13 protein-coding genes and 1 tRNA gene are annotated in these 12,580 nt (G+C 31.7%); 6 read left to right on the top strand and 8 right to left on the bottom strand.

Going from position 1 to position 12,580, the window contains the following annotated elements; translation table 11 throughout:
• Positions 1-276, top strand: coding sequence for a chlorophyll a/b-binding protein (locus tag EU91_RS07310; RefSeq protein WP_032523847.1), 276 nt, complete (start codon positions 1-3; stop codon positions 274-276).
• On the opposite strand, the gene EU91_RS07315 is transcribed toward EU91_RS07310, so the two are convergent.
• Both EU91_RS07315 and psbX read right to left on the bottom strand, forming a co-directional pair.
• Positions 277-1,209, bottom strand: a complete 933-nt coding sequence (locus tag EU91_RS07315) for a Ycf66 family protein (RefSeq protein WP_032523846.1) — start codon at positions 1,207-1,209, stop codon at positions 277-279.
• An 80-nt stretch (positions 1,210-1,289) separates the two neighbouring features.
• A complete protein-coding gene (psbX, locus tag EU91_RS07320) occupies positions 1,290-1,475 on the bottom strand; it encodes a photosystem II reaction center X protein (protein ID WP_025905805.1) in 186 nt (61 codons plus the stop codon).
• 89 nt (positions 1,476-1,564) lie between these two features.
• Between psbX and EU91_RS07325 the strand changes: the two genes are divergently transcribed.
• Positions 1,565-1,870 (top strand): YggT family protein, encoded by a 306-nt coding sequence (locus tag EU91_RS07325; protein ID WP_032523845.1) that lies wholly within the window; start codon positions 1,565-1,567, stop codon positions 1,868-1,870.
• Positions 1,871-1,887: 17 nt separating this feature from the next.
• On the opposite strand, the gene accC is transcribed toward EU91_RS07325, so the two are convergent.
• A complete protein-coding gene (gene accC / locus EU91_RS07330; protein WP_025923813.1) occupies positions 1,888-3,237 on the bottom strand; it encodes an acetyl-CoA carboxylase biotin carboxylase subunit in 1,350 nt (449 codons plus the stop codon).
• A gap of 260 nt (positions 3,238-3,497) precedes the next feature.
• Here accC and EU91_RS07335 point away from each other — a divergent pair.
• Positions 3,498-3,579: transfer RNA gene (locus EU91_RS07335), tRNA-Leu, on the top strand.
• Positions 3,580-3,583: 4 nt separating this feature from the next.
• Positions 3,584-4,870, top strand: a complete 1,287-nt coding sequence (locus tag EU91_RS07340) for a hypothetical protein (RefSeq protein ID WP_032523844.1) — start codon at positions 3,584-3,586, stop codon at positions 4,868-4,870.
• 3 nt (positions 4,871-4,873) lie between these two features.
• Here EU91_RS07340 and EU91_RS07345 read toward each other — a convergent pair whose 3' ends face one another.
• The 4 genes from EU91_RS07345 to EU91_RS09155 form a co-directional block, all read right to left on the bottom strand.
• Positions 4,874-5,929 carry a PRC-barrel domain-containing protein gene (locus EU91_RS07345; RefSeq protein WP_032523843.1) on the bottom strand — a complete coding sequence of 352 codons (1,056 nt, stop codon included), beginning with the start codon at positions 5,927-5,929 and terminating at the stop codon, positions 4,874-4,876.
• 45 nt (positions 5,930-5,974) lie between these two features.
• The gene (smc, locus tag EU91_RS07350; protein ID WP_032523842.1) at positions 5,975-9,565 is read right to left on the bottom strand and encodes a chromosome segregation protein SMC; all 3,591 of its coding nucleotides are present in this window, start codon (positions 9,563-9,565) and stop codon (positions 5,975-5,977) included.
• A gap of 76 nt (positions 9,566-9,641) precedes the next feature.
• The gene (locus tag EU91_RS07355; RefSeq protein ID WP_032523841.1) at positions 9,642-10,004 is read right to left on the bottom strand and encodes a hypothetical protein; all 363 of its coding nucleotides are present in this window, start codon (positions 10,002-10,004) and stop codon (positions 9,642-9,644) included.
• Positions 10,005-10,087: 83 nt separating this feature from the next.
• Positions 10,088-10,225 carry a hypothetical protein gene (locus EU91_RS09155; protein ID WP_144010192.1) on the bottom strand — a complete coding sequence of 46 codons (138 nt, stop codon included), beginning with the start codon at positions 10,223-10,225 and terminating at the stop codon, positions 10,088-10,090.
• A 188-nt stretch (positions 10,226-10,413) separates the two neighbouring features.
• Between EU91_RS09155 and EU91_RS07360 the strand changes: the two genes are divergently transcribed.
• Both EU91_RS07360 and EU91_RS07365 read left to right on the top strand, forming a co-directional pair.
• On the top strand, positions 10,414-10,875 hold the full coding sequence (locus tag EU91_RS07360) for a DUF883 C-terminal domain-containing protein (RefSeq protein WP_032523840.1): 462 nt from the start codon (positions 10,414-10,416) through the stop codon (positions 10,873-10,875).
• A 1-nt stretch (position 10,876) separates the two neighbouring features.
• Positions 10,877-11,263: a phage holin family protein gene (locus EU91_RS07365; protein ID WP_025905778.1), complete on the top strand. Its 387-nt coding sequence runs from the start codon at positions 10,877-10,879 to the stop codon at positions 11,261-11,263.
• Position 11,264: 1 nt separating this feature from the next.
• Here EU91_RS07365 and EU91_RS07370 read toward each other — a convergent pair whose 3' ends face one another.
• On the bottom strand, positions 11,265-12,389 hold the full coding sequence (locus EU91_RS07370; RefSeq protein WP_032523839.1) for a THUMP domain-containing class I SAM-dependent RNA methyltransferase: 1,125 nt from the start codon (positions 12,387-12,389) through the stop codon (positions 11,265-11,267).
• Positions 12,390-12,580: the final 191 nt, after the last annotated feature.

The raw sequence follows: 12,580 nt of genomic DNA, 5'->3' as shown, positions 1-12,580 counted from the left end.
ATGAATTCTAAAGAAGAACAAACTAACTCAGAAATCACTAATTTAGAAAATGAGAGTTTTATAGAAGAGCAAAAAGATCCGAATCAGATCAATGAACAAATTGAAGACAATAAATTAGATGAAAAAACTATAGAAATTAAAGATGAATATAAATTTGGATGGAGTAGTTATTCTGAAATAACTAATGGAAGATTTGCAATGATTGGCTTCCTTGCAATAGTATTGATTGAATTATTTAGTAAACAATCGTTTTTAAAATGGGCAGGAATCTTATAATTAATCATCAAATCTAGAACTGTTATCTCTTGGTTTCTTCTTGTTTATTCCAACGTTATATCTACTATTTTGATTTTTTGAACTTGATCTAACTGAAGAGCTCACTCTACGCGTCTCACGTGGTTTTTTGGCTTGATTAGCATCTTTAAATGAAGCATCTTCTACTTGAGTTGTTGAAGTTTGCTGCCTAATAGAGGATCTAGTAGGTTTCTTTCTTAATGGAGAAGAATCAGTAGGAGCAGAGATATTATCTTGTTTAGAAACTGTACGATTCATTCTGGGTCTAGACCCTGTTTTAACTTCATCGCGAGATAAATTTCTTCTTTCACCAAAGTTGTTTGTTTCTGGTTGTTTACTATTTCTAACTTCAGAAGTCTGTCTTCTTCTCCTTCTTATAGGTTCGTCATTTTCAAACTGACTTATTTCTCTTGAAGATGGCCTACTTCTACTTGCTGCAGCTGAGGGTATCGCTCTTGAAACATTCCTCCTACGAGATCTCCCCTCCATATAATCTTCTTCAAATTCATCTTCTTGAGGTTTAAATCTTCTGGATGGTCTTTCGGATTCTTCAAACCTATCATAATCGTTATTAAATCGGCCTCTAGAATTTCTGGGACCATCAGAAATAGGATCATCATCAAAATAAGATGATCTTCTAGCTTGATCAGTAGCAACTCCCCTCAATCGCACACTTTCATATGCGAAAAAAACTGTAGTTCCTGCAAGTAAAAACTGACCAAACTGAAGGATAGGATCTAACCTCCAACCTTGAAAAAATAATATTCCTCCACACAAAAGTCCAATTGCTGCGAAGAAAACATCATAATCCCTTGCCAAGGCAGGCTTAAAGGACCTTAAGAAATAAAGGCCTCCTCCACATACCGCGAGAACTATACCAACAATACTGGCCCAATTGAGACTAGCATTGACCACATTCTTTCTCCAAAAATTTATTTTTTAAAGGGTTATTTATATCCCCTATATATATAGTGTACTTAAAACTTCTACAAAAACTAGCGTCTTCCGGTAGAAGTACGATCGAGGGAATCTTTCTGGCTAACAAAAATCAAAAATGCAGTGGCTGGAATAACGATTAGTAAAGCAGCCGCAATAAAACTACCTATCATTCCAACTGCTGAATTATTTGCAACTTCAGCAGAAAAATCTGCGGCTAGTAATAAATTTGAGATTTGAAACACTTTTTAAATATTAAATTCTCAATTTATAATACGAATTAAATACGTTTCAATGGGTTATTTATTAAGATGAGTTAAATAATTGTGATTTCTTGCTTGTAAACTCTCTTCAAATTTTAGATATTAGTTTAGGAATTTCTCTTTCATATCTAACTATAGTTTTTCTAATAAGATTAATACTTACTTGGTACCCAAAAATTGATTTAAGTAAAGGTTTATGGTTATTAATTTCAATACCATCAAGCTCTATTCTTAATTTAACAAGAAAACTAATTCCTCCTATTGGAGGTGTTGATGTTGGACCCGTAATTTGGATCGGAGTTATAAGCTTTTTAAGAGAAATTTTGGTCGGTCAGCAAGGGCTTATAAAACTTGCATTAAATACAAATATTTCATAGAAATAAGTAATTATTTCTCAGTAATTTGGCAATAATTCTTCTTCTACATATTTAGTATGAATCTTACCCTGCTTAAATTTAGATTTATTCAGTAAAGTTAGATGAAAGTTAATTGTTGTAGGAATACCAGTGACCGCACATTCATTTAAAGCCCTATTCATACGTTTAATTGCAGTATTACGATCTTTTCCCCAGACTATTAATTTACCAATTAATGAGTCATAGAAAGGAGGTATTTCATAGCCTGTATACACATGACTATCCACCCTTACACCAGGGCCACCTGGAGGAAGCCACCCAGTTATTTTTCCAGGTGATGGTCGGAAATTGTGAGAAGGATCTTCAGCATTGATTCTACATTCAATGGCATGACCGTTTAAATGGATATCATCCTGATTAAATTCCAAGTTTGCTCCGCTTGCGATTTTAATTTGCTCAGCTATTAAATCTACTCCTGTAACCATTTCAGTAACAGGATGTTCAACTTGAATCCTAGTATTCATTTCCATAAAATAAAAATTATCATCATCATCAACTAAAAATTCAACTGTCCCCGCTCCTTCGTAGCCGATACTTTTTGCAGCAGCAATAGCTGCGTTCCCCATTTTTTTTCTAAGCTCAGGGTTAATTGCAGGACTGGGAGACTCTTCTAGTAACTTCTGATGTCTTCTTTGAACCGAACAATCTCGCTCTCCTAGGTGAACAACATTACCCGACCTGTCGGCCAAAATTTGAATTTCTACATGTCTTGGCTTCTTTATAAATTTCTCCATATATAAACCATCATTACCAAAAGCTGCTTCTGCTTCGCCTTGAGCTGCTTTAAACATTTTTTCGAGATTATTAGAGTTTTCAACCAACCTCATACCTCTTCCACCTCCTCCAGCAGTCGCTTTAATAATTACCGGATAACCAATATCATCTGCCAATTTATAAGCCTCATCAACATTTGAAAGCAAGCCTTTACTGCCAGGTACTGTTGGAACTCCAACTGCTTCCATAGTTTCTTTAGCTGTAGATTTATCTCCCATAGATCTAATAGCTTTAGGAGATGGACCAATAAAAACTATGCCGTGATCGTTACACATCTCAGCAAATTTATCATTTTCAGCAAGAAATCCATAACCAGGATGAATAGCATCAACTCCTCTTGATGTAGCAGCAGCAAGTATATTTGGAATATTTAAATAACTCTTATTACTTAATGAATCCCCGACGCAAACCGCCTCATCAGCAAGCTGAACATGCAATGCTTTTTTATCTACAGTGCTAAAAACTGCAACTGTTGCAATGCCTAGTTCTCTACAACTTCTGACAATTCGTAAAGCTATTTCTCCACGATTAGCAATTAAAACTTTTTCAACCATTATGAAAATAAAATTGAAGAAATGAAATGACTTAAAATAAAAAATTATTTGCCAAAGTATTCAACAAATTTTTTTAGTGATCAGAGGACATTTTTTACAATACAACCTAAAACGTTATATATGTATAAATATTTGTTTTATGCAATAGAAAAATTATTCATGATATTCAAAAATACTCTTTTCGAACTACATCCTTATTTCAGCCAATAATGTATGATATTTTTAAGGTTTAGGTATCCCACGGTTGCTGAAAACCCTTTGCGGACGTGGCGGAATTGGTAGACGCGCACGTCTAAGGAGCGTGTGGCTTCGGCCTTGCGAGTTCAAGTCTCGCCGTCCGCATTTAATGTATTCTGGTTTGACTGCAATGAAAAAAAAATCAGTTGCAGTAGTTATTATTTCCAATGGTCCTGGTGAATTAACCACATGGGTAAATCCTGTAATAGATGAGCTTAACAAAGTAAATAAATCACTACGTGATGACGATAAACAAGATTTCACTCTTAGGTTAGTCCTTGTTCCTTGCCCAAATGCTACTGGTAAAGAATTTTCAGTTGCAAATTCATGGAATAAATTCGAATTAATTACAAAATCCAAAAGTTTTTGGAAATTATTAATAAATCCACATTCTTTTGCATATTGGCCAAAAAAAGGGGTAGTTATTTTCCTTGGTGGGGATCAATTTTGGAGCATTTTATTAGCTAAAAGATTAGGTTATTTAAATATCACATATGCTGAATGGGTTTCACGATGGCCTAAATGGTCCAACGCAATAGCTGCTATGAATGTAAAAGTAAAAGAGTCAATACCTAAAAGATATAAATATAAATGTAAGGTCATTGGCGATTTGATGGCAGATATCAAACTTAATAGCGAAATATCATTAAGAAATAAAGAAAAACATCATATTGCATTGTTGCCTGGTTCTAAGAAAGCAAAGCTTTCTGTAGGAATTCCTTTCTTCTTAGAAGTTGCAGATCATATCGCTGAAGAAAATCAAAATATAAATTTTATAATTCCCATTGCCCCAACTACTGATAAAAGTGAATATTTATTTTTTCAAAGCAATAAAAATCCAATTGCTAAATATTACTCATCAAAAATCAAAACAATTAAAAACTTCAAAGACTCTCGTTTTGATTATGTAATTGAAACATCAAAAAATACAAAGATTTATCTAATCAAGAAACATCCTTGCTATGAAATATTAAAAGAATGTGATCTTGCAATTACAACTGTTGGAGCAAATACTGCAGAATTAGCAGCAATTAGTCTTCCAATGTTAGTAGTTCTGCCAACTCAACATTTAAATATGATGAATGCCTGGGATGGTATTTTTGGAGTGATTGGAAAAATTTCATTCATAAATAGATTCCTAACTTTTATAATCAAAAATTTCTATTTTAAAAAAAAGAAATTTTTTGCTTGGCCAAATATTAAAGCTAAAAGAATGATTGTCCCTGAAAGGATTGGTAATATTTCACCAATAAAAATTGCAAGAGAAGTATTATTTCTTATTAAAAATAGAGATCAATTAAAAAGTATTAGGAATAATCTACACAAAGAAAGAGGCGATAAAGGTGCTGCAAAAAAACTTGCTTCTATAATTCTTAATTCAATAAAAAAACTTTAACAATTACCAGGGGTCATCAATTTCAAACTTTTCTGATTTTTTATTATCTTGAACAAAATTTTGTTCATCAAGTGGTTCAATATCTAAAGTTTCAGATGCATTTTGAATTGGTCTTTTCGAAGTTAAATTAGTAGTTGATTGTTTCTTTTGCTTAAAATCAATATTGTTTTTTTCATCTATTTGATTAACAATATTTTGATTCTGGATCTGATCAGAATCATCATTATCCATGTATAGCTTTTTTCTATTATTTAGTTCTTCTTCAGAACCCTTTATTTCAACATATTCAAGTTCATCTTCATAATCATCTTCAAAATCCTCTTCATAATCATCTTGTTCAACAACTTCTTCATATTCCTCGACCAAATTGTTTTGCTGTTCTGATTCAGAACCTGAAAGTAACTGATTCTCAACAGGTACAAGATTTGCTGAGTATCCATTTACTTCCCTTTCATCCCATGAAGAACCCCCGACTCCAAGTTTCTCTAGTAGACCGCTACTTAGTTGCTTCAGTTTTTCTTCCGCACCTTCATAAACAATAATCCTATCAGTACCACTACTTACAATTTCCTCAACAGGTATTTCCCAAGTACTTAAAACTCCCTCGCCTAAGAGCGGCACACCAACAGCACCCATAACAAGAGATATCAAATCCCCAGTCTCAATATCAAAAGAAAAGCCAAGAACTCTTCCCAAAAGTTGTCCAGATTCTGTAATCACTTGACAATTAATTACCTTCCCATACCTTTCTGGAGAAAAACTTTCACTCAAAGAATCTAGGGAGTCAACTAATATGACATCTCCAACTTGCTTAATACTTTCTAAAGGCATCCATTTTGGCAAACCTGGTAAAAATCTTGTAAGTGGATTATCTCTTAGTCCCAAAGCGACCACCTCTCTTCTATCAATATCAACAACAACCTCGCCGACTACTCCTAGCCGTCTTCCAGTATCAGTAGTTATCACTTGTGTTCCCATTAATTCTGACCTTAACCATAAACGTTCACTAGGAACCGAGTTAGGGAGATTCTTATTAGCAGATGTGTTAGACAAGCTCATAAATTTCTTTTTATCATTCTGACGTATAAATTTAAAAAAGTGTGTTTATGCAGCATTTGGTAACCCAAGAACTTGAGTATTAGCACCTCTTGCTTGTGCGACCCCAATTGTTCGTTCAGATGCACTAATCATAGGCCTTCTATGACTTACGACTATAAATTGAGCATTTGATGACTGATTTGATATTAGTTTTGACAACCTTTCAACATTAATGCCATCTAAAAAACTATCAACCTCGTCTAATGCATAAAAAGGTGAAGGCTTATACTTTTGCAAAGCAAATAAAAAACTTAAAGCAGTTAACGATTTTTCACCACCTGACATAGACGCTAATCTTCTGACATTTTTTCCCTTGGGATGAGCCACTAAAGTTAATCCTCCTTCTAAAGGAGAATTAGGATTTTCAAGTTGAAGAAATCCATCTCCATCAGATAAATTTGCAAAAATTTCTCTAAAATGTCTATCAACTTCTGTAAATGCTTGCATAAAAGCTTCTTGACGCATCGTAGATACAGTTTCTATTCTCAGCAATAATTCAGATCTTTCATTAGATAGAATTTCTAATTTTTCTCGCAAACCATTTAATCTCTCAATTAATTCTTCTAGTTCATCAAGAGCTAACATATTGACAGGTTCTAAGCTTTCTAGTTTGGCATTTATAATCGAAATTTCTGATTGCAAAGATTCAAGACTCTTCCCTTCATATTCTCCAAACTCCGGGGACGGATTAGGTAGATCTTTTTTATAATTTTCTAATTTTATTTTTTCGCTCCTCATCTCTTCTTTAAGGGAATGCATATCCCTTTCAAGATATTCAAGCTTTAACAGATAGTTATTATATTCTTGCCTTTTATTTGAAATTGAAGAGTTTAATTCATCTCTTTTCCTTCTCAATAAACCTAAATCCCTTTCCAGGGAATTTTTTTGATTATCGAGATCTAAAAGCTCTTTTTTAAATTTATCTCTTTTTTCTGTCCATTCACTATGAGCAATTGCAAGTTGTTTAATAGATTCCTGCAAGTTTTTTTCTTGTAGTAAATTAATTTTTAATGAATTGTTGATACGCTCTTTATCTAAAGCAAATTGATTCTTTTTATCTAATAATGTATTTCTTTCCTTAATAAGTAATTCAAGTTTTTTATCAAGATTATTAAAATCCTCATTAAAAGCTATTAATGATGATTTTTGATTTTTTTCATAATTTGCCTTTTGAATGGTTTGTAATTGATTCAACTTATCGTGATAAGGCTTCAATTCATCTTTTAAATGACCTAACTCGTTAACTAATAAATTATTAGCAGTATCAAGTTTATTTAATCTCAATTTACAATCCTCAAGTCTTTGCGAGACAACTTTAAGAGAATCTTGATTTACTTCAATTTCTTTATTAAATGAAGCACAATCCTCAATAATTTGACTGCGGGTTGAATTTAATTTACTAAGTCTATTATTTTTTATTATCAAATCATTATTTGACTCTTTTAAAGCTTCTTCAATAACTTTTAATCTTTCTTTAATAGGACTGGAATCATCAATATCATTATTAATTCCAAACCTATAAGCCAAATCTTTATTTAACTTACTACCTCCTGTAATAGCTCCACTTGCTTCTAATAATTCACCACTTAAGGTAACCAATCTATTTTTTTGTGTAGATAACCTAGCTGAAGATAAGTCTGAAAAAACCAAAGTATCTCCAAAAACATATCGAAAAACATCGGAATAGACTTCATCAAAAGTAATTAGATTAATAGCTTTATCAATAAATCCATTCTCCCTGTTATTTTCAAATCTTGAAATTGCATAATTCTTTTTTTGACTTTTAATTCTATTTAAAGGTAAAAAAGTTAATCTACCCGCTTTCTTCTTTTTAAGAATTTCAATTGCTTTTGCAGCAATATGATCATTATCAACAACAATTTGTCCTAACCTATTTCCAGCAGCAATTTCTAATGCATATCTATTTTTCTCACTGACCTCTCCAAGTTGAGCTACATAACCATGTATACCCTCTAAACCTGCCTCTAAAAGAATCCTAAGAGCATAAGAACCTCTAGATTCGTTTAAAGCTTCCTTCCTGCTTTCGAATCTAGATAAATCCTTTTCAAGCCTTAATTGCTCGTTATTTAGCCTTGATTTAGTTTTAATTAATAAATCAATTTCATTTTTTAAAGAATTAATTTCTGCGCTGTTACTTGCCAAGTTTTTATTCTTTATATCGGATGTCTCTTTTTTGCTTTGATTTCCCTGAAAAAGTTTCTTCTTTTCTAAGTCTAAGGATTCGATCTGCGACATTATCTCATCTTTTTGTATATTATTCTGAATAGTTTCTTCTTCAATTTTCCTTTTTTTTATTTCGATAGGATTAATTTGATTTTTTATACTTTCAAGCTCAGCATTTAATTTGATACTTTGTTTTGAAAATTCTCCAGATTCTCCAGCCGCATCAGAAAGTTTTTTTCTGGAATGTTTGTGTTTTAAAGTGAGATCATCAATTTGCAAGTTCAATTGATTTAAAAAATTATCATCGAAATTTTCTTTTCTCATCTTTTCTGACTCAATATTTCTTTTAGAAATTGCAATTTCATCTCTCTGCTTTTGTAATTTAATACCTTCTTCTTTATTCAGGCTAGATATCCTATCAAGTTCTCTCAAGCTAGAATTAATACTTCCAATATCAGAATTAACTTTAATCAATTTATCCTCGCCTTTCTCCTTAAGCTCATCAACAAGTATTTTCAAAGCATCTTCACAGACTGATATTTCTTTACTAATAGATTCTTTTTGTTTATTAAATAAAATTTTATTTTTTTCAATTTCACTTTCTTTTTTTTCTATAGATTCAACATGTTTAACTTGTTTTTCATAAATAAGAACTTTCTCTAATTCCATTATTTGTAATAGTTTTGCCTTTAACTCTTTATATCGCTTTGCTTTTTCACATTCTTTTTCAAGCTTATTTTTACTAGATTGCAATTCATTTTCTAAAATTTCACATCTTTCTTGTCTTTCGAAAACGTCATTTAATTTTGCATTAGTTTGTTCTATTCTTGTATCAAACAGTGCGACTCCTGCTAATTCATCAATCAGATTTCTCCTCTCCTTATTATTCATTGATACTATTCTTGTTACATCACCCTGCATAACAACATTGCTGCCCTCAGGATCAACACTAATATCTCTTAATATTCTCTGTATTTGTTGCAAGGTACATTGTTTGCCATCAGAAGTATAAGTAGAAGCATAAGAACCCCCTGGCATAAGCCTTAATTTTCTAGAAACTAACCACTCTTTTTGACCTTTATTAAGGGCAATTTCTTCTTCTTCTAGTTCCAAAGGCTGAAGGTCCTCTCTGGGAGACCAATCTTGAATATTAAATTTTACCGATACAGATGTTTCTGATGACTTACCCTCTTTAACTTTAGAGTTATTTATTAGATCTGGTAATCTTTCAGCCCTCATACCTCTGCTATTAGCTAGACCTAAACAAAATAAAATTCCATCTAAAATATTACTTTTCCCAGAACCGTTAGGACCCGTGACCACAGTAAAACCTTCTTCAAGAGGTATTTTTACATTTCCCCCAAAAGATTTAAAATTTTCAAACTCGACCTGATTGATATGTACCAATCTCAAGTCTCAATAGCTAAATAAGAATAACTAATTTGCAAAAATTCTCAATAGGAATATTACGTTTATTTATAAATGAGTATTAATAACTTTTGCTCAATCTGCAAAAATTACCCGAAATTTCAAACAAGCCATAAAGAAGTTCACCATCCAAAATGAATCTATAATGATCAGACTCCAATTTTTCAGAAGCACTTTTAAATATTCCATGATCAATTCTTTTTACAAACCCTCTATTATCAGAAAGTTCATGTTCTACCCTAGATAACCATACAAGTCTATGATTTGGCTGCTTACTAATTTCTATAGAAGCTTGATTTAATAAAGGTAGTTTTAAAAATTTCCAAGTTAAACAATCTATGCCATTTTCAACAAGAAAATCATAATGAATATCGAACGAGTTAACGGAATAAACCTTATGTTCAAGCAAAACCCATTTGTTCATTATATAATTGATAAATAAACCGAATCTATTTGCAAAACAAATTTGAGATAAAGATATATTTTGTTAAAGATGGTTAATGTTATTTAATTACCTGCATCAGGTACGAATCTTAAAGCAATGAATAGCAAACTTCCAGCTCCAGCGATAGCTGCAGCTATTAATCCAAAATCTGTAGGGATTGTGCGAGATGCAAAAATTAAGGATGCAAATGTAATATCCATGATGAAATTTAAACTCATTAAATAAATTCAGTAATAGCTTAACAAAACCTTCTTACAGAACAGTGTAGATAAATAAAATGTAAATAAACTTTTATATGTTTTTATTCTATATTAATCGAACAATTCTTTAGATAAGGGTTCCAAATTAAGAAAATAGGGTCTAATCTTAAAATAAATAAGTTTAAATAATGGAGACTTACCATCCTCCCAAAGAAGTAGAAGAAAAAGAAAATAACTCTGATCTTCCTGAAAAAGAAGTTATTTCGGAAAAATGGTTACTTGAAAAAATTGACAGTTTAATACCTTTAATCAAAGAAAAATGGCCTAACATTGCACAACAAACCCTTGAAGCCACTAAAGGGAGTATTGATGATTTAGTTGAAGTAATAGCTAGCCATAGTGGAACCTCAGTAATTGGAATAAAAAGCCAACTATTTGAAATCATTGATTCAATAAGAGAAAACAATTGGGAAATATCAGAAAAAATTGAACCTATCGAAAGTCAATTAGAAGAATTATTAGAAGAACTTAACAATACACTTAGACCAAAAATAGAAAATCCAATAAGAAAAAAACCACTATTATCTATTGCTATTGCGGCTGGTATTGGTTTACTAATAGGAACTCTCCTTAATAATGGCAGAAAATAATATGGAAAAACCAAAAAATAAAAACTTTGCAAGTACCGCCTCGAGAATTTCAGCGATCGCAAGTTCAGTGATGGATTTGCATGTAAGAATAGCTCTTCAAGAAGTAGATAGAGAAAAAAGAAGATTAATTAGTGGTGGAATATTTTTGGCAATTGGCAGTACATTATTATTATTAGTACTAATTTGCATCCATATTATTTTTTATCTTTTTCTAACGAAATATAATAACTGGAATATTGAATATAATTTATTACTCATAATATTTATCGATTTATTTCTTGCAGGCTTAAGTTTGAAGCTTGGAGGAAAATTAGCTAAAGGACCTTATCTTCCTCAAACATTAGAGGGTTTAGGTAAGACAACAAAGGCAGTTTTAGGCAAAAAATAAATTACCTTATTAGGTACTTTATCCATCTACAATCTATTCCCCCATTGCTAACGGGAATTTTCAATGAAGATTTCATTTTCAAATATTTTGTTAGTTTTGGATTTCCACTTAGCAGCCAAAATTCCCAACCTGAAAAATTGTTCTTTAGGAAGATTCCCATTTGTTCATATAAACAAACCAATTCATTTTCATCGCCTAATTTTTTGCCGTATGGAGGATTACATATGATTATTCCAGGAGTGCAACTTAATTGGAGTGCTAAAAAATCATTATTTATAAGCTCAATATAATTTTCGAGTCCAGCATATGATATGTTTACATTCGCCTGCTCAAAAACCTTTTTATTAATTTCACACCCTATTATTTTTGGTAATTTTTCATAATTTATAATTTTATTTTTTGCCTTATTTTTTTCATTAAGATAGATATCTTTCCTAAAGTCCAACCAATTTTCAAAAAGATATACTTGATCAATATTTATGGGAACTCCAAGAAATTGGTTGACTGCCTCAATTAAAAAAGTACCCGAGCCACACATAAAATCTATTAATGGAACTTTGCCATTCCATTGAGTCATATTTATCAATCCAGAAGCTAAATTTTCTTTTAATGGAGCATTTCCAATTGCGGGTCTATAGCCTCTTTTGTGTAAGCTTTCTACGCTGCTTTGAAGACTAAGAATTGCTTTATTATTATTTAGATGCAAATGAATTATAAAATCAGGATTATCTAGAGCAATATTTGATCTTTTATTCCAAACTGTCTGTTGCAAATCTGTTATAGAATTTTTTACTTCAAGAGCTGTGAAATGAGTATGACTTAAAGAAGATGTTCTCCCAGTTACTTGAACATTAAAAGTTTTATCAAAGTGCAACCAATTTAACCAATCAAATGAATCTCTAACCCCCGCATATAAAGATTGCTTATCATAGCAATTAAAACTTGCAATTTCTCTATAAAAACGAAAAGCTAATCTGGAATAGAAATGAACTCTATAAAAAGTTTCAAAATCACATTCAAAATTAATAAATCTTTTATAAGTATTAATATTAAAGCCGCCTAAATTTGAAATTTCTTCTGCTAAAGATTTCTCTAGTCCCTCCGGAGATGATGCCACTACATTCATATACGATAAAACTTAGTAAAAAAACTATTCAATAACCATTTTGCCTGTCAGAATATAAATGTCCAATTGGACTAGGTGATCTCAACCGATGTTTCGGACAGCGGTTCGATTCCGCTCAACTCCACTATTTGGGGTTGTAATGGTTTCGACGGGGCATAAGGAAGGTGACTGAAGCCGGCTCGGTTAGAGCA

Origin of the sequence: Prochlorococcus marinus str. GP2 (genome assembly GCF_000759885.1) — a bacterium.
Taxonomy (GTDB): domain Bacteria; phylum Cyanobacteriota; class Cyanobacteriia; order PCC-6307; family Cyanobiaceae; genus Prochlorococcus_A; species Prochlorococcus_A marinus_J.
The sequence above is the reverse complement of the archived record's forward strand: the minus strand, read 5'-3'. Positions and strand labels throughout refer to the sequence as shown.